The organism is Desulfomicrobium orale DSM 12838 (assembly GCF_001553625.1).
Taxonomy (GTDB): domain Bacteria; phylum Desulfobacterota; class Desulfovibrionia; order Desulfovibrionales; family Desulfomicrobiaceae; genus Desulfomicrobium; species Desulfomicrobium orale.
This window is the reverse complement of record NZ_CP014230.1, coordinates 1,558,423-1,574,773: the sequence shown is the minus strand read 5'-3', so window position 1 is coordinate 1,574,773 and position 16,351 is coordinate 1,558,423. Positions and strand designations below refer to the sequence as shown.

Genomic DNA, 16,351 nt, shown 5'->3' with positions numbered 1-16,351 from the left:
CGGTTCTCCTGCCTTCTCGGTTCAGCGGCGGCTGCTCATTGCCTGCCGCGGACGGCGTTTCATGCCTGCCGGATCGCGGAATGCTTCTCGGCAATTGTATTTGCAAGGGCGTCCAGTTCGGCAAAGGCGGCCTCTTTGGGCGCTCCCTTGCACAACACTGTGCCAAGGACTTCCACTTTCAGATTCGGAATCAATCCGGAAATCTGCTCCACAACCTTCGTACCCCATCCATAAGAACCTATGATCGCTGCGTATTTCGCCTTCGGGCGCAATATATTCGCCAGATAGGTTACTGAAAATACATTCGGGTGCGGACCAATATGAACTGTAGGTGTACCGATTACTATAGTCGCGGCGTCCACAAGAGCTATGGCCAGTTTGCCGATATCAGTCATGGACAGCTCGAATTTATGCACTGTAACGCCCTTTTCGGACAATGAGGCGACAAGATGATCGACCATCATCTCCGTGCTGCCGTGCATGGATATGTACGGGATGACGACCGAGTTCGATACGTCGTCCGAAATCCAGTCTTCATAAGCGGCCAGAATATATTCAGGATAATCGTGGAGCGGTCCGTGACTGGGCGCGATGACCCTGAAGTCCAGTTCGCGTATCTTTTTCAGGTTCGTTTGTATCATTTTGCGGAAAGGCATCATGATTTCGGCATAATAACGCTTCGCCGCTTCAAGAATGCACGATTTCTTTCCGGAGTAAAGGTCCGACGCCGCCATGTGCGAGCCGAGAAAATCGCATGTGAACAGGATCCCATCTTCCGGAAGATGCGTGACCATGGTTTCGGGCCAGTGCACCCAGGGTGTATGGATGAAGCGCAGCGTCTTGCCGCCGAGCAGAATTTCCTCATTGTCCCCGACGGTTCTTATGCGTTCCTCTGAAATGGCGAGATGATCGATCAGCAGACTTTTCGCCTTGGGAGTGCAGACGACAACGGCCTCAGGATACATCTCCATAACAAAAGGAATGGAGCCCGCATGATCCTGCTCGGCGTGCTGGGCAACGATATAGTCGATTCTGTCCACATCTTTCAGATGCTCTTTCAAAATGCCGAGCATGGCCGGATCGACCGCATCGATAAGCGCCGTCTTTTCCGTTCCCTGAACGAGGTAGGCATTGTAGCTCGTGCCATCCGGCAGCGGTATCAGCGAGTCGAACATGCGCCGGTTCCAGTCCACGACACCAACCCATTTGACTCCTTCGGCAATGACTTTCGGCTTCATCATTTCCTCCTCTCTACCACGTCTGCTTGATGGTACCCTTGAGAGCCGCATACCATTCGGCGGCCTGTTTCACGGCGTCGGCCGCGGCCACGGAAGAAAAGGTGGCCCCGGAAATGGCGTCGACATCTCCGCCGTCTTTCTTGAGCCGGGCCTTGTCAGGGGTCTTGCCCCTGAACTGCTTGGTGAATGAATTTGCCTCGATGCGCGAGCCCAGGCCCGGAGTCTCCTTGTGCGTGGTCACGCTGATGCCGATCAGCTTGTCCGCATTGATGTCAAAGCCCACCAGCACGTTCACGTCCCCGCCGTAACCCTTGCCCGAGGCCTCCATGGCTACAGCCTGCAATTTTCCGTTGCGCAGGGCGGGGAAGACCCGCACGCCGGTCTCGGAACCGGGCAGGATGATGGTCTTGCGGTCGGCGATGGGGTCGTTGGTGTTGTGCAGAAAAAGATGCTTCAGTGCCGGGCCCTGTACATTGGCCAGCACCTGCTGCTCAATGATGGGCTCGGTCACGACCTTGAGCCCCGACAGGACGAATCCGGACAGTCCCGTGATGGCCGACAAAACCACCACCATTCGGATAATCTCGACCATGGCCTACCTCCTGCCGAAAGGTCGGGGTTGAATGAGGTCGAAAAACGGCGTCAGCAGGTTTATGAGCAACACGGCGAAAGGCACCCCGTCGGGATAGATCCCGTACACGCGGATGACCACGGCCAGAATTCCACCCAGAAATCCGAACAGAAGCATGGACAAGGGCCAAGCCGGCGACGAGGATGGATACGGCATGAAAAAGAACGCCGCCAGCATGGTGCTGCCCGTAAGCAGATGGAAAAGCGGCGGTGCGTAGGTCTGCGGGTCCACCAGATTGAAAACGAGAGCCGCGGCAAAGACCCCGGCCAGAAAGGAAAGCGGGATATGCCAACGCAGTCTGCGCATCCCGATCAGGTAAAGTCCGCCCAGAAGAATCATGAGCACCTGGGATGCCCCCAGAGCGCCGAGGTTTCCCCCCAGAAGCAGGGACACCGGCGACACGGAGGAAACAGCCTCCAGGCCGAAATATTTGAGCTCGCTCAAGGGTTCGATCAGATCCCACTTGAGGAGCATGCCGTTCAGATCCATGTAGTCGGGCCAGGAGATGGTCAGCGCACACCATCCGACCACGGGCGCACACACCGGGCTGCCGCCGAAGCCGCCGAAAACCATGCGTCCCAGCGCCACGGTCAGGAAGCTGCCCACGACCACCAGCCAGACCGGCGCGGTGGCAGGCAGCAAAAAGGCCAGCAGCACGCCGTCCACCAGGGCGCTGTAATCATCGGCTGTGGGTGTGCGGTCCATGAGCTTCTGGATGGCGAACTCCGTGATCACGGCGGTCAGTCCGGCCCAGGCGATCACTTCCGCCGCGTCGTAGCCGTATCGGTAAACAGCCATCACCGCCGCCGGAAAAAGCGCCAGCAGCGTATGGAACATATTGGTTTTGATGGTTTTTCCGCAGTGCCAGAAGGGCGCCGTGGAAACCGTGAACAATGCGCTGTTTTGAGCCATGCTTTTCATCCCGCCGTGTTATCAAGCCGCCCGGGAGTCATCTGAACCCGGGTCGGGTCCCTGCCGATTTCCGAAAAGGCCGCTCTTTCGCCGAACGTCTTGTCCGGGCCCCGTTTCCGTCCTCAGGCCTGCAATCTGCACGAGGTCAGAGTCTCGTCCTGATCGGCCAGCTGCCGCTTGGCCACCAGCAGGTATTGCATCACCGGACGGTTGGCCGGGCAGACAAATGTGCACATGCCGCATTCCAGGCAGGTTTCCACATGCCCGGCGCGGGCCGCGTCGAAAAATCCGAACTCCGCGTTGGCCGACAGCAGGCCCGGATGGATGCGCGCCGGACAGGCCAGCACGCATTCCCCGCAATGGATGCACGGGTTGGGAGCCACTTCGGGAAACTCCCCCTCCCGGACCACGGTAATGGCCGTACAGTCCGGGGGCACACCGACGGACAGATCGAAAATACTCTCGCCGCGCATGGGACCTCCCAGAGCGACTTTCCAGCCGGGCCCCGAGGAAATGCCCGCCGCGTCCAGCACGTCCTGTACGGGAATTCCTGCCGACACCCTGAACAGGCTGCCGTTCAGACTCAGGATGGCGTCCGGCGCGGGCAGGCCGGTCTCGGCCACGCGCCCCGCCCGATAAAGATGGGAAACGGAAATGACATCCACGTTGCCCGGACGTTCGGTGCCGGTCAGCGCATGGACGACCAGTGGATCGATGGTGGACGGATACCGGTCGGAAACATGAACCGTAGCGCAGCCCTGCAGGGCCGCGTCCATGCCCCTGGCCACGGCCAGCTTCACGGCCGGGGGATGCACGGCCCGCTCCAGCAGCCGGAGGCCCGCCTCGAGGGTCGCCCGCTCCTTGAGCAGCAAATATTCGCTCGCCAGCATGCCTGGTTCCGGATTGAGAGCGTTCACGATCAGCATCCGGCCCGGATGAAAAACGCCGGTGTCAATACCCAGCTCGAGCAGTCTGCGGCAGAGAGCCTCTCCTTCCAGCCCGTTCAGAACGGCAGGTTCGGGACCAGCCGGGACGGTGGTTTCTTCTCCTTCCCGGGGCTCCGGCAAAGCGGCGATCACGATGGCATCCGTCAGGATCTCTTCCACCACGCCGTCCATGCCCGCATGGAGAAAACCCGTTCCGTAGGCGCTTTTCGCGGGGTTCTCGGCGATGACCTCGCCCCGGGCCACGGTCTGCTTTTTCTTGACTGTGGGCTTATGTTTCTCATGGAGAGGAACCCTGAGCCGCGCGGGGGCGGACAGTTCACGCAATTCAGGGGTCACGGACGCGGAGGTGTTCAGATACGGCTTCTTCATGGCGGCCTACCTGGTATGACAACGGTTGCAGGAGTCCTCGCCATAAGGACCGGCCCCGGCCTTCTCATGGCAGTCCATGCACTGGTCGTGGTAGGAATCCATCCGCGTCAGAAGCGGCGTGGCGTCCGTTTCAAAATGACAGGAATTACAGGACGGCTGCGGCCCCTCGGCCTTGCCCGGTAGAATTTCGTGGCACCCCTTACAGCCCTTCAGCTGCTCCTCGAACATGTCCTCGTGGCAGGTGTTGCACTTGGCGTGCACGGCTTCCCGCAGGGAAGGCATGTTCTCCTCGGCTTCGGCGCCGTGGCACTGATTACAGGCTCCCGGCTCGGCCTCGATATCCGGGCCGTGATGGCATTCGGTACAGTCGTGCTGCGCGGCGTGATCTTCGTGGCTGTAGAGCAGTTTGCCCAGTTCGGCGTGGTGACAATAGGTACAGGTCTCGGGCGGCAGGCTGGCCTGATGGTCGGAAGAGAATTTTGCGTCGAATTCCGTGGCGTGACAGGACCCACACGGTACGGGCGCCAGTGTCATGCCGCGCATTTTCTTTTCGTGGTGACAGGTCTCGCAGCTTCCATCCAGCTTCTTCACGTATTCCAGATGCCGGGCATGGGTGAAAACGACGTTCCCGCCTTTGTTACGCATGGAAATACGGACGGGAAGGGCTTCGGAGGGGGTGGGGATGAAGTGGCCGCCGGCGATCAGAAGAGCCAGCGCGCCGCACACACCGATGATGGGCGTATAACGATTCTTCAAGACAGGCATCCTGTTTTCCGGTTGAAATCCGTTTAAAGCAGCCGCATATCATGACAGAAAGATTATCTATTGGCTCGCTAACCGAGAGCGGAAACTTTGTAAATACGCGCCATCCCGGATTGTCGCGCGTTCCTTGCCCTGGACGCGGATTCCAGCTACCGGCGTTCCAGATCGCCGGGTGGACACCCCGCAGCCCCGGGCCGTTTTTCCGGCCCAAATATCCCTCTCCCGGAGGCAGCATGAACGACATCGCACTGATCGGACTGGCCGTCATGGGCCAGAATCTGGTCCTGAACATGGCCCGCAACGGCCTCGCCGTCACGGTGTACAACCGCACCCGCGAACGGACCGAGGCATTTCTGGGCGGCCCGGCCAAAGGCCAGTCCATCACTCCGGCATGGGATGTTCCCTCCTGCGTGGCGGCCCTGTCCCGGCCGAGAAAAATTATCCTCATGGTCAAAGCCGGGACGGCCGTGGACCAGCTTCTGGACGAACTGCTCCCTGTGCTGGAGCCCGGCGACATCGTCGTGGACGGCGGTAATTCCCACTTCGAGGACACCGTCCGGCGGACCCGGAGGCTTCGGGAAACGGGTGTGTTCTTCGCAGGCATGGGCGTTTCCGGCGGAGAAGAAGGGGCCCTCCTCGGCCCCAGCCTGATGCCCGGCGGCCCCCTCCCGGCCTGGGAGCAGATGCGGCACATTCTGGAAAAAATAGCGGCCCGCAGTGCGGATGGAGACCCCTGCGCCGACTACATGGGCGCGGACGGAGCCGGACATTTCGTGAAGATGGTGCATAACGGCATCGAGTACGCGGTCATGCAGCTCATCGCCGAAACCTGGGACCTGCTCCGGCGCGGCCTGAACCTTTCGCCCGGGCAAACCGCAGACTGCTTCGCGGCCTGGAATAAAGGGGCCGCCAGTTCCTATCTGCTGGAAATCACCGCCAATATCCTGCGGACAAAAGACCTGTCCGGCGACGGCTTCATGGTGGACGCCATTCTCGATACGGCCCAGGGCAAGGGAACGGGTCTGTGGACCAGCCAGAGCGCCCTGAATCTGGGAGTGCCTGTTCCGGCCATCACCGCCGCGGTGGAAGCCAGGATGCTTTCCATGCGGCGGGAAGAACGCCAGAGGTACGCCCCCCTGCTCCCGGCCGCCGATGTATCTCTGGACATCCCCGCTCCCGAGACGCTTGGGAAGGCGCTGTTTCTGGCGACCCGTCTGGCCTACCTGCAGGGATTCTCCCTTCTGATGGCGGCGGAAAGGACCTGGAACTGGGGACTCGACCCGGCGCGCATCGCCAGGGTCTGGCGGGCCGGGTGTATCATCCGGGCCGCCTTTCTGGACGATCTGGTCCGGACATTCGCTCCGGAAGCACCGCTGTCCTTCATCGCCTCGGCTCCCGAAGATCTGGCCGACGCGCAACTGGCTCTGCGGCGCGTAACGACTCTGGCTGCGGCGGCGGGTATCCCCGCTCCGGGGCTTGGCGCCAGCCTCGCCTACTACGACGCATTCAGAAGCGCCCGGCTCCCGGCAAGTCTCGTGCAGGCCCAGCGGGACTATTTCGGAGCGCACGGGTTCGAGCGTCCGGACCGGCCCGGCGTGTTTCACGGCCCCTGGAAAGGATAACCTCTCACGCCGGGCGGCCAAACGGCCCATATTTCCATCTTCCGCGCGGCATGTCTCTGAAAAATGCCCGCGCAAACCTCCAGGGTGGCCGCAAGACTTCACACAAAAAATCTCCCGCAGTCCGTCACAGGATTACGGGAGATTTCTTTTGTTCCACCAAACCCTTCCACTCGGAGCGGCTGGCCGTTTTGCCGGGATAATAGCCGTCAGTCCGCCGCCCCCGCCCGGCCGTCTGACACCTGATCCGCAAACCCGCCGAAAAACTTTTCCCGGCATTTATCAGGCCGCGTGCGGTGGCCGGGCCTTGCGCCATAAACCATGCACATATCCGGATGAAAGCTGTTTTCAAACCGACACCAAGGAGAAATTTATGGCGACCGCGATCAACCGGTTCGGCACGACTTCGGACATGATCATCCAGAGCATGGAGAAAGACGGAGCGGAAGTCCTGCTGGCCATTGACGACAAGGGGCTCTACTTCACCAGCCAGGACAGGGTGGACAGGAACATGGCGGACACCAACCGCTATGCCGTCAGCCGGAACGTCGTCCGGGACTATCTGGAGAAAATGGGACTCTCGCCGGTGGAACTGTTCGAGCAGAACAAACACCGCATCAGAAAGAGCGACGGCGAACCAAAGAAGAAGCTGAACCCCCTGAAGGCGTCCAAACGCGGAGCGAAGTAAACCGGCGGCGGGGGCAGCCCCGCCCCTAGGCTTCCCCGGGCCGCTCCGTCAGCGAGTCCTCGGACGGTGCGGAAGGCAGAGGTTTCATCTCTCCCGGAGGAATATCGACAGGCCGCCTTTTCAGGTCGAACACCCGGCCCTGGCTGTCCAGCATGGTCCGCTCGTCCAGAATGGCGATGCCCAGCCGGTCCATCACTTCCCGCTTGTAGGCGTATTCCATGTTTTTCTTGCGCAGCTTGTAGTTGAGGACCATGCGCACCACCCCGAAAATGGTCCCCGCCAGCAGCAGGCCCCCCAGGGCAAGAAGGACGAACCGGACCGCGGCTTCTCCGAACCGCCCCAGAAAGAGCACGATCTCGCCCATGTTGTACGCCACGCCCGCCAGAACGCCCAGCAGCAGCAAAAGAAACAGAAAAGGCAGCTTCAGACAGAAATTGGCGATTCTGGCCAGCCGGCCAGCTGTGGCGTCCTGACTGTCTTCCTTGAAAATGGGCTCGCCCCGCCGCCCGTACAGAAATGAATTGAAGCCCACCACCACAATGCCCGTCAAAAATGTAACGGCCACAGGTGCGATGAAGGACACCGTGAAATACATCTTCCAGGGGAAGGGAATGTCCACCACAGCGCCTGTGGCGGCCACTTCGTCGATACCCAGCTGGTATACCCAGCACACCAGAAAGATCAGGACTTCCACGGTGACCAGCAGCTGCACGTAACGCCGGAAAAAATCCTTGATCTCGCAGTCCTCGAAAAGGGAGGCAAGGCCCTTTTTTTTGTCTTCCGTCTGTGTTTCCCGCATTGGTTCCCCCGGGCATTCATTACCCTGGCTTCCGGCGCTGCGGCGGGGCACCGCTCTTCCGGCCGGTCGCGGCGGGTTGAATTCGCCGTCGCACCGCATTAGAAAATTTGAGTCTCGGTCTGGAATGATCCGGCATACCGAAGATGGATTATCCCAAGGCCCGGATCACTTCACTTCCATGAAGAAAGCCAAATCCAGCGGGTTATGCCGCAGCTCCGTCCGGCAGTCAAAGAGGAAAACAATGCTCCCGATCCACCGCCCGTATCCGCACCTCCGCACCCGGCCACAGAACCTTCCAGGTCCGGAGGCGGCCTGATGCAGGGGCCGTTTCGCACTCTGCGGCCGCTGACCCTGGCCTCGGCCTCGCCCAGGCGGCAAGCGCTCCTGGCCGGACAAGGTCTGTGCTTCGAGGTCTCCCCGAGCCGCCTGGGGGAGCCCGCACCCGAACCCGCCGAAGCGCCGGAAATCTACGCCCGGCGCATGGCTCGCATCAAGGGGGAGGATATCGCGGCAAAACGGCCGGACCAGACCGTCATCAGCGCCGACACCATTGTCGTCCGGGAAGGACGGATTCTGGGAAAACCGCGAAACGCCGCCCACGCCCTGCATATGCTCTCGGAGCTGGCCGGAAACTGGCACGATGTCATCACCGGATTCTGCGTCCTGCACGTCCGGGAAAAAATCAGCCAGTGTCACGCCGTGACCACCCGCGTGCACATGATTCCCGCCTCCGCCGCCATGCTCCGGGCCTACATCGCCACAGAAGAGCCCATGGACAAGGCCGGAGCCTACGGCATCCAGGGCGCGGGAGCCTTTCTGGTGGATGAGGTGCGCGGCTCCTACACCAACGTGGTCGGCCTGCCGGTTCCGGAAATTCTGCGTATTCTCCTGACCTGCGCGGTCATCGCCCCGGCCGTCTCTCCTGAAGATGTCTGATTCTTCAGGCCCGGCCTTTCGCGCTCACCCTTCGGGAGGACATCCGCCAGGTGATCTCAGTCCCAGGCTCAGCCCCCATGACTCACGAAGTATGAAAAGCTGGCGGGATCTCCGGCAACGAGGGGTGCAAGGAGCCAACTTTTTACCTTTCTCCCGGGCAACTCGGTGCATCAAACCCTTTTTCCACTTTCACAACAGTATACCACACGATACCCCCGAAGTCATGAGCGGTATTATTGCCACGGCCTGCAATGAAAGAATCACTCCACAATCACACCCGCATAGCCCACCACGCTCAAGAGGTCCCCGTTCACCTCGCCGGATGTGGCATAGGCCGCGACGCGGGCCGTGGACGCGCCGAGCATGTTGGCCAGATGCATGCCCAAAGTCATGGGCAGTACGCCGCACATGGAGATGTTCTCCCCCCGCACGGTGCCGTAAAGCTCCATGGGATTCAGCCCCAGAATGGCGTCCAGGGCGCGCTGATCCACTCTCCTTGTTTTTTCGTCGGACGCGAAGTGGTTCATGTCCGAACTGACCACGATGGACACGACGCGCCCCGACAGGACTTCGGCGATCTTCGCCGCCGCTCCGGCCAGCACGCCCGTACGCGGGTCCCCCACGGCAATGGGCACGATACGCAATTCCGGGTTCGCGGCCCACAGAAAGGGCAGTACCACTTCCAGAGAGTGTTCGCGCAAATGCGCGGCACGGTCGGCCGTACACGCGGGCTCGGCCTGCAGAATGGCCGCCGCCAGTTCCCCGTCCACGGCAAGCTCCGCTCCGGGCAGCAGCCATCTGCCGCCGGGCCACACGGCCAGAGGCGCACCCAGGCCGGTATGGTTTGGACCGAGCAGCAATACCGTATCCGTCAGATTGGCCTGGGCCAGCGTCCGGCCAGCCACTTTCCCGGAGAACACATGCCCCGCGTGCGGCACCATCACCAGACGCGTCAGCGCATCCGCCCGCGTCTCCCCCTCCATGCAGCACCGGACCACGGGAAGCCACTGATCGAAAGAATCCGCGTAGAACTGCCCCGCAAAAACGGGATCACGATCCATAGTTTCCATAACCTGCCTCTGCTTTTTCCGGCGAGACCTGAAGGCTTCCCCGGAGATCTTCCCGGAAGCGGCCGGCCCCGCCTCTACCGGAATTTTTCCACTTCCCGCTCCAGCCTCGCGCCCTCCAGTTCGGCCCTGGCCATGCGGCTGTACAGACTGTCCGGCACGGCCCGGATGATATGCTCCAGGTTTTCCTTCCACTTCTCCGTGTCGCCGTTTTTCCGGAAGCGCAGGGCCTTGCGGTAGGTGTGGGCGGGCCAGTCCCGGTCGCCCTCGGGTATGTATTCATCGGCCTCCAGGGTCCAGGCCAGGGCGTCCCGGAACCGGTCATTCCTGTCGGCCGCAAGGGCCAGAAGTTCCAGACAGTCCCTGATTTTGGCCACGTCCTTCTTTTCCTTGAGGAACAGGTTGAGAGCTTCCTGAGCCAGAATGGCGCTCCGCTCCACCTTGCCCGCATCCAGTGTGGCGCGGGCCAGGAAGTACAGCGCGTAACCCCGCTGCGTATCCTCCAGATTCATGTCCGTACTCAGCTTTTCCCACAGCGGCCGGGCCTTGTCCGGACGCAGCAGGTTCTCCTGGGCCAGGGCCGCGGCATAGTCCACCTGACGCTGCCGGTCGCGCCCCAGCTTCCACGGCCTGACCCGCTCGGCCAGCCTGGCCACATCCTCCCAGCGCTGCATCTCCACCAGTGTGGAAAGAACCAGATCCATACCCGGCTCGGAGTACTCGTCCCTGGGCAGTCTGAAGACGATGGGCTCGGCCAGAGCCAGCGCCTCCTCAGGATGTCCGGTCCGGGCCTGGGCCGTGGCCAGGGTCAGCCGCAGCCCCGAAGACAGTTCCCGGCCTTCGAAAATTCCGGAATGCGCGTTCCAGACATCCAGAACCGCTTCATAATTCCCCTGGGCCAGATCGGCGGCGAGCCAGTCCTGCAAGGCTCTGTCCATCACTTCCCTGGCCTTGGCCAGAAGATCGTGATCCGGGTAGTCCTTCTGGAACTGCTCGACCTCCCGCACAGCCTCGGCATATTTTTTCTCCCAGAGCCGCCACATGGCCAGCTTGAGCCGGGCCACGGGAGCCAGAGGATTGTCCTTTTTCTCCAGAATGCGGTTGTACACCGTTTCCGGGTTCATCCCCGAACGGCCGAAGGACGGAGCCATGTCGCCCACCGAGGGCTGGTCCAGCACGCCTTCCTCGGCCAGGCGCATCTGGGCGATGAGCCCGCCGTCACTGTCCGGATAAGCTTCGGCGGCGCGGTGATAGATCTCCCTGGCGGCGTCCTTCCTGTTCTGCTGCATCAAAATGTCCCCGATGCGGGCCATGGCCATGTCCACGTCCGGGGCCTGGGGCACGATGTTCACATAGGTCCAGAAATAGTCCCGGGCCGCGTCGAACTGTCCGGCGGCCATGGCCGCGTGGCCGGCGGTCATCAGAAAGGACGGATCTTCCAGATAGTGGCGCGGCCAGCGTTTCTCCACAGTACGGACCAGTTCCATGGCCTTGTCGAAAAAGCCCAGTTCCATGAACGCTTTCAGAAGCCCCAGAGTGCTGGCCGCAGCCACGTCGCTGTCCGGATGGCTGCGCACCACATACTGAAAATGTTCCGCCGCCCTGGTGTACTCGCCGTGCTTCAGATAATGCTCGCCCCAGTAATGGTCGGTCACGGGCACACGGGGGTCGTCCGGGTACTTGCGCCGCAGCAGGTCGAAGTATCCCCTGGCCTCGGGCACGCTGCCCACCGCCAGATGCAGATACCCCAGACTGGCCAGGACTTCGGGCATGTTCCGGGAATGCACGTCGGCGTTCTTTGCGGCCTCGTAAGCCCGGAGGATGGTCTGAAAGTTTCCGGGCAAGTCCTCCCGGCCCTCCCGCATGGCGATGTCGGCCAGGGTGTAAAGCAGCTCCTCGCGCACATCCCCGGACGCGCCCGGATGCCGCAGCATGGTCTCCATGACGGCCCTGGCCTCGTCCAATCTGCCGTCGCCGAGCGCCTTCCGGGCCTGTGCGGACAGGACTTCCAGCTCCTCCGTGGCGTTGGCCGTGGCATTTGCCGCGGATGCAGACGTATTTTCCGGAAGCATGGCAGTCCCGTCGGAGGCGTTCACATCCGCCGGGATATTTTCGTCCCGTGCCGCGGGTGCGCCCTGAACATCACCTGCATTGACGGCTCCCGGCCCTGGAACGGAAGCGTTCCCCGGAATATCGCTGACAAGTTCTTCTTTTCCGGCTCCTGATCCGGCAGGTGCGGATGAAGCGAGCTGCGGCAAAGGTTCCTGTCCGGACAAAACCGCGGGACTCTTGTCTTCCGGCACTGCGGAAGAAGACGATTCTTCCTCCTGCGGGGCCTCTCCTTCTTTGGAAAGCGGCCGGGCGTGATTCAGACTGGGCAACACCACCACCGGCTCGATGACGAACCGTCCTCCGCGCGAGGCGGATTTCTTCCCGGACGGCTTCGTACCTGCGGCTGATTCCCTGACCGGAGAGTCCTGTGCGGGCGGACCTGTCGTGCGATTGGCGGATTCACCAGACCAATATTCCGGCCGGGCAGAGGAGGACGGCTCTCCGGCCGGTTTCCTATCGACAGGCCTGTCCACCGAAGCCTCCGGGCCGGACGAAACGGCCGTCTGGTTTGCGGCAGTGCCCTGTGAAGAAGTTTCCCGTATGGGAGAGCGGCCGGGCCAAAAGATTTTTCCGCGCAGACGGCCTTTTCCTGAAAGAAATTCCGGCTCCATCCCGGATGAAGCCGCATCCAAAGCGGTGCCGTTCTGCAAGGTATCGTTGGCTGGCAGGGCCGAATCGGAGGAAGAAGGCCTGAATTCCACAATCAGTTCGCGGGCTCTGGGGCGGGTGGAGGTGGAAAATTCAAAAGCGCCGCCGGTTCGGATGAAAATGGCGTCCGGCATGTATTCGACGCCGCTTACAAAAGCGGAGGCGGAAAAGTCCGTCTTTTTGGGGATGCGCTCTTTCTTCCAGAAATCCTGGGGCAGCGGCAGTTCGATGCCTGACGGGCCGCGCCGCATGGACGTATCCGGCGGCAATGCGGTTTTGAATTTGAAAACGAGGTGCTCGCCGTCGTCCTGCCGCTTCCACTTCAGGGAGGCTCCCAGGACGCTCTGGCAGAAAAATACGGCGCAAAAAGCCAGAAGAAGCCAGGTCAGGCTGAATTTATATCGCATAAGACAGGCGCAGGATGAAAATCCGTCATGAGAGCATGTTTTTCTTCTTGAGCTTTTCGATGAGTGTCGTGCGTTTGATGCCCAACACTTCGGCGGCCTTGTTCTTCACGCCGTCCACTTCACCCAGGGCTTCGGTCAGCAGCCTCTCTTCCACCTGATCCAGAAAATCCTTCAGATTCAACCCCTGTTCGCGCAGGTCTTTGAGCTCCGGCCAGCGGAAAGACATATCCCCGGACGGCACGACGCGCCGGGGCGGCTCCGTGCCTGTTTCCTTCAGGATTTTCTCCGGCAGGTCCGCAAGTTCGATGCGATTGCCGTCGCAGAGGATGGACATCCGCTCCATGAAATTTTCCAGCTCGCGCACATTGCCCGGCCAGGAATAGCCGCACAGGATGTTCCGCACATCGTCGCTCATTTCCAGAGAGCCGTCTTCCGGGCTGCTGAAACGCTTCAGAAAATGCCGGGCCAGCAGCAGCACATCGTCTCCCCGCTCCCGCAGGGGCGGCAGGACGATGGGAATGACGTTCAGGCGGTAGAACAGATCCTCGCGGAACGTGCCCCGGCGGACCTCTTCCTCCAGATCCCGGTTGGTGGCCGCCACCACCCGCACGTCGGTCCGGATGGTTCTGCCGCCGCCCACGCGCTCGAATTCCCGTTCCTGCAACACACGCAGAATCTTCACTTGCAAAGCCAGGTCCATTTCGCCGATTTCATCCAGAAAAACGGTCCCGCCGTCGGCCATTTCAAACCGTCCGACTTTGGTCCGGATGGCGTGGGTGAAGGCGCCTTTCTCGTGGCCGAACAGTTCTGATTCGAGCAGCTCGCGCGGGATGGCCCCGCAGTTGATGGGCACGAAGGCCTTGCCCGCCCGGGCGCTGTTGTGGTGCAGAGCGCGGACCAGCAATTCCTTGCCCGTGCCCGACTCTCCCGTGACCAGCACCGTGCTCCCCGAGGGCGCGACCTTGGCCAGCACCCGAAATACCTCTTGCAAGGCTGAGCTCTTTCCAATTATTCCGCATGCATCAAACGACATGACCTCTCCAGGGTGAATGGCCCGGCGTATTTTTCCGCTTACCTGTCAAGAACCTGACAGAAACGCAACTCCCAAACATGCATTTACTCGCCTTTCCCGCCCAAAGCCGCCGGGCCGTCTTCGTGGCCCGGGAAAAGCGCTTTCTGATCCACGCCCTGCTGGACGGCCAGGCCGTCGTCGCCCACACCAACAACTCCGGCTCCATGCTCGGTCTTCTGCGGCCGGGCATGGAGATATTCCTCTCTCCGGCCCAGTCCCCCGGCAGGCGGCTGCCCTACACTCTGGAACTGGTCCGGCCCCATGGAGACTGGATCGGCGTGAACACGCTGACGCCCAACCGCCTGCTCAAGAAGGCGTGGGAATCGGGCGCCATGCCCGAACTGGCCGGATACGGCCGTTTTCAGGCCGAAGCCAGACTGGGGGATTCGCGTCTGGACGCCTGCCTCAGCGGTCCGGCCGGAGATTTCTGGGTCGAAGCGAAAAATGTGACCATGGTGGAGGATGATGTGGCCTGCTTCCCGGATGCAGTCACGGAGCGGGGGCAGAAACATCTGCGCGAACTCATGACGCTTGCGGGTCAGGGTGCGCGCGTGGGCGTATTTCTGGCCGTGCAGCGCCCCGACGGCCAATGCTTCGGCCCGGCGGGCTTCATCGATCCCCGATTCGCCGCGCTGTTCTGGCAGGCCCTCGATGTAGGTGTGGAATTCATGCCCTATGTGATCCATGCGTCCCCCGAGGGCATTTTCCTGGGCCGCCGCCTGCCTCTCGCACCTTGTCCGTAAGATGCTTGTCTCCCGAACAATCTTTTGGAGAAACCATGAACGATCAGCTTATCCGCGCCATCTCCGGCGAAACCAATGTCCGCGCCCTGGCCTGTCTGACCACCTACACCACCCGGACCGCCTGTGATCGGCATCAGACCCGGCCCACGGCGTCCGTGGCCCTGAGCCGGGCCCTGACCGGGGGCGTCCTGTTGGGTGCGCTGCTCAAGGGCCGGGAGCGTGTGGCCCTCAAATTCGAAGGAAACGGCCCTCTGCGAAAAATTGTCGTGGAAGCCGACGCCCTGTGCCGGGTACATGGCTATGTGGGCGATCCCGGCGTGGACCTGCCTCTGGCTGACGGACAGTTCGACATCGCCTCGGCGCTGGGCCGGGCCGGCCTGCTGACCGTGACCAAGGACCTGCTGCTGAAAGAACCCTACCGGGGCGTGGTCAATCTTGTGTCCAGCGAAATCGGCGAGGATCTGGCCTATTACCTGACGGAATCCGAACAGATTCCCTCGGCCGTGGGGCTGACCGCCATTCCGGACGCCCTCGGCCGCCCGATTGTGGCCGGAGGGTTTCTGATTCAGGCCCTGCCGGGAGCAAGCGAGAATATTCTGGACCTCATTACCGGCCGCATCCGGGACCTTCCGCCCCTGGGCAGACTCTTTCTGAGCGGGATCACACCCAAGGAGCTGCTGGACCGGATTTTCAGCGACATCGCCTATGAAGTTCTGGGTCATCAGGAAGTGCGCTTTCAATGCGCCTGTTCCCGGGACCGCATCGAGCGGGCGCTGATCACGCTGGGACAAAAGGAAACGGAAGAACTGGCCGGACGCGAAGACCGCACCGTCATCACCTGCGAGTTCTGCCGGGAAGCCTATGAATTCACACCGGAGCAGCTGCGCAGGCTGATCAGTGAACGGCACTGAGGAGATGCGGCGAAGCGGAAAAGCCTGTTGCGCGAGAGCCGGTAGGCGGATAAAGTATAAAAAGTTTCGTATGACGCAACACCAAACAACACAGGAGATCACATGAAAGGTGTTATCGCCCTATGCGCCGCAACGGCTTTGCTGACCCTCACTCTGTTCACACAGGCCGCCGCGGACAAATACGCCTACGGCGTGTACTGTGCCAACGGCAAAGTGGAAGTGGACATGCGTCCGCTGGATCAGATGAAATCCGCACGAGGCGGAAATGTCTGCCTGCTCAAAGGATTCGCCTACAAGACGGATGCGGACAAGTACGCAGCCAGCATCGGCGGCGTGGGTGGTTCGTGTTCCTGCAAGTAAGCGCAGACAGGAAAGATTTGGGTCACATAATCCCCGGAAGCTCCCGAGCCGCCGGGGATTTTTCTTGAGCAGGCAACACCGGCTATCAGAAATCGGTATGGACACGGCCATTATGTTTAACGAGGCCGAA

Annotated in this window: 15 protein-coding genes; 6 read left to right on the top strand and 9 right to left on the bottom strand. The window is 61.3% G+C overall.

The genetic code is table 11. The features are described from left to right. Nucleotides 1-59 precede the first annotated feature (59 nt). The 5 genes from AXF15_RS07245 to AXF15_RS07225 all read right to left on the bottom strand — a co-directional run bounded on the left by AXF15_RS07245 (nucleotide 60) and on the right by AXF15_RS07225 (nucleotide 4,862). Nucleotides 60-1,241, bottom strand: a complete 1,182-nt coding sequence (locus AXF15_RS07245) for an FprA family A-type flavoprotein (protein WP_236884740.1) — start codon at nucleotides 1,239-1,241, stop codon at nucleotides 60-62. Nucleotides 1,242-1,251: 10 nt separating this feature from the next. Then, the gene (gene rnfG, locus AXF15_RS07240) at nucleotides 1,252-1,830 is read right to left on the bottom strand and encodes an RnfABCDGE type electron transport complex subunit G (RefSeq protein ID WP_066605335.1); all 579 of its coding nucleotides are present in this window, start codon (nucleotides 1,828-1,830) and stop codon (nucleotides 1,252-1,254) included. A 3-nt stretch (nucleotides 1,831-1,833) separates the two neighbouring features. Then, complete coding sequence (locus tag AXF15_RS07235) at nucleotides 1,834-2,781, bottom strand: RnfABCDGE type electron transport complex subunit D (RefSeq protein WP_236884739.1); 948 nt, start codon at nucleotides 2,779-2,781, stop codon at nucleotides 1,834-1,836. Between the two features lie 122 nt (nucleotides 2,782-2,903). After that, nucleotides 2,904-4,097 carry a 4Fe-4S dicluster domain-containing protein gene (locus AXF15_RS07230; RefSeq protein WP_066605330.1) on the bottom strand — a complete coding sequence of 398 codons (1,194 nt, stop codon included), beginning with the start codon at nucleotides 4,095-4,097 and terminating at the stop codon, nucleotides 2,904-2,906. A gap of 6 nt (nucleotides 4,098-4,103) precedes the next feature. Beyond that, nucleotides 4,104-4,862, bottom strand: a complete 759-nt coding sequence (locus AXF15_RS07225) for a cytochrome c3 family protein (RefSeq protein ID WP_066605329.1) — start codon at nucleotides 4,860-4,862, stop codon at nucleotides 4,104-4,106. A gap of 230 nt (nucleotides 4,863-5,092) precedes the next feature. Between AXF15_RS07225 and gndA the strand changes: the two genes are divergently transcribed. Both gndA and AXF15_RS07210 read left to right on the top strand, forming a co-directional pair. Beyond that, nucleotides 5,093-6,481 (top strand): NADP-dependent phosphogluconate dehydrogenase, encoded by a 1,389-nt coding sequence (gene gndA, locus AXF15_RS07220; RefSeq protein ID WP_066605328.1) that lies wholly within the window; start codon nucleotides 5,093-5,095, stop codon nucleotides 6,479-6,481. Nucleotides 6,482-6,851: 370 nt separating this feature from the next. Then, nucleotides 6,852-7,166, top strand: coding sequence for a hypothetical protein (locus tag AXF15_RS07210; protein ID WP_066605321.1), 315 nt, complete (start codon nucleotides 6,852-6,854; stop codon nucleotides 7,164-7,166). Between the two features lie 25 nt (nucleotides 7,167-7,191). Here the strand turns inward: AXF15_RS07210 and AXF15_RS07205 are convergent, their stop codons facing one another. Further along, nucleotides 7,192-7,965 (bottom strand): hypothetical protein, encoded by a 774-nt coding sequence (locus tag AXF15_RS07205; protein ID WP_066605319.1) that lies wholly within the window; start codon nucleotides 7,963-7,965, stop codon nucleotides 7,192-7,194. A gap of 315 nt (nucleotides 7,966-8,280) precedes the next feature. Between AXF15_RS07205 and AXF15_RS07200 the strand changes: the two genes are divergently transcribed. Continuing rightward, nucleotides 8,281-8,901: a Maf family protein gene (locus tag AXF15_RS07200; protein WP_066605316.1), complete on the top strand. Its 621-nt coding sequence runs from the start codon at nucleotides 8,281-8,283 to the stop codon at nucleotides 8,899-8,901. 260 nt (nucleotides 8,902-9,161) lie between these two features. Here the strand turns inward: AXF15_RS07200 and amrB are convergent, their stop codons facing one another. From amrB to AXF15_RS07185, 3 genes are all read right to left on the bottom strand, one after another. Beyond that, the gene (amrB, locus tag AXF15_RS07195) at nucleotides 9,162-9,971 is read right to left on the bottom strand and encodes an AmmeMemoRadiSam system protein B (RefSeq protein ID WP_335338892.1); all 810 of its coding nucleotides are present in this window, start codon (nucleotides 9,969-9,971) and stop codon (nucleotides 9,162-9,164) included. A gap of 74 nt (nucleotides 9,972-10,045) precedes the next feature. After that, nucleotides 10,046-13,135: a tetratricopeptide repeat protein gene (locus tag AXF15_RS07190; protein WP_066605315.1), complete on the bottom strand. Its 3,090-nt coding sequence runs from the start codon at nucleotides 13,133-13,135 to the stop codon at nucleotides 10,046-10,048. Between the two features lie 25 nt (nucleotides 13,136-13,160). Continuing rightward, on the bottom strand, nucleotides 13,161-14,168 hold the full coding sequence (locus AXF15_RS07185) for a sigma-54 interaction domain-containing protein (protein ID WP_066605307.1): 1,008 nt from the start codon (nucleotides 14,166-14,168) through the stop codon (nucleotides 13,161-13,163). Nucleotides 14,169-14,245: 77 nt separating this feature from the next. On the opposite strand from AXF15_RS07185, the gene sfsA reads away from it, so the two are divergent. The 3 genes from sfsA (at nucleotide 14,246) to AXF15_RS07170 (ending at nucleotide 16,221) form a co-directional block, all read left to right on the top strand. Next, the gene (gene sfsA, locus AXF15_RS07180; RefSeq protein ID WP_066605305.1) at nucleotides 14,246-14,950 is read left to right on the top strand and encodes a DNA/RNA nuclease SfsA; all 705 of its coding nucleotides are present in this window, start codon (nucleotides 14,246-14,248) and stop codon (nucleotides 14,948-14,950) included. Between the two features lie 35 nt (nucleotides 14,951-14,985). Next, on the top strand, nucleotides 14,986-15,861 hold the full coding sequence (gene hslO, locus AXF15_RS07175; RefSeq protein ID WP_066605302.1) for an Hsp33 family molecular chaperone HslO: 876 nt from the start codon (nucleotides 14,986-14,988) through the stop codon (nucleotides 15,859-15,861). A gap of 102 nt (nucleotides 15,862-15,963) precedes the next feature. After that, nucleotides 15,964-16,221, top strand: coding sequence for a hypothetical protein (locus AXF15_RS07170; protein WP_066605299.1), 258 nt, complete (start codon nucleotides 15,964-15,966; stop codon nucleotides 16,219-16,221). Nucleotides 16,222-16,351: the final 130 nt, after the last annotated feature.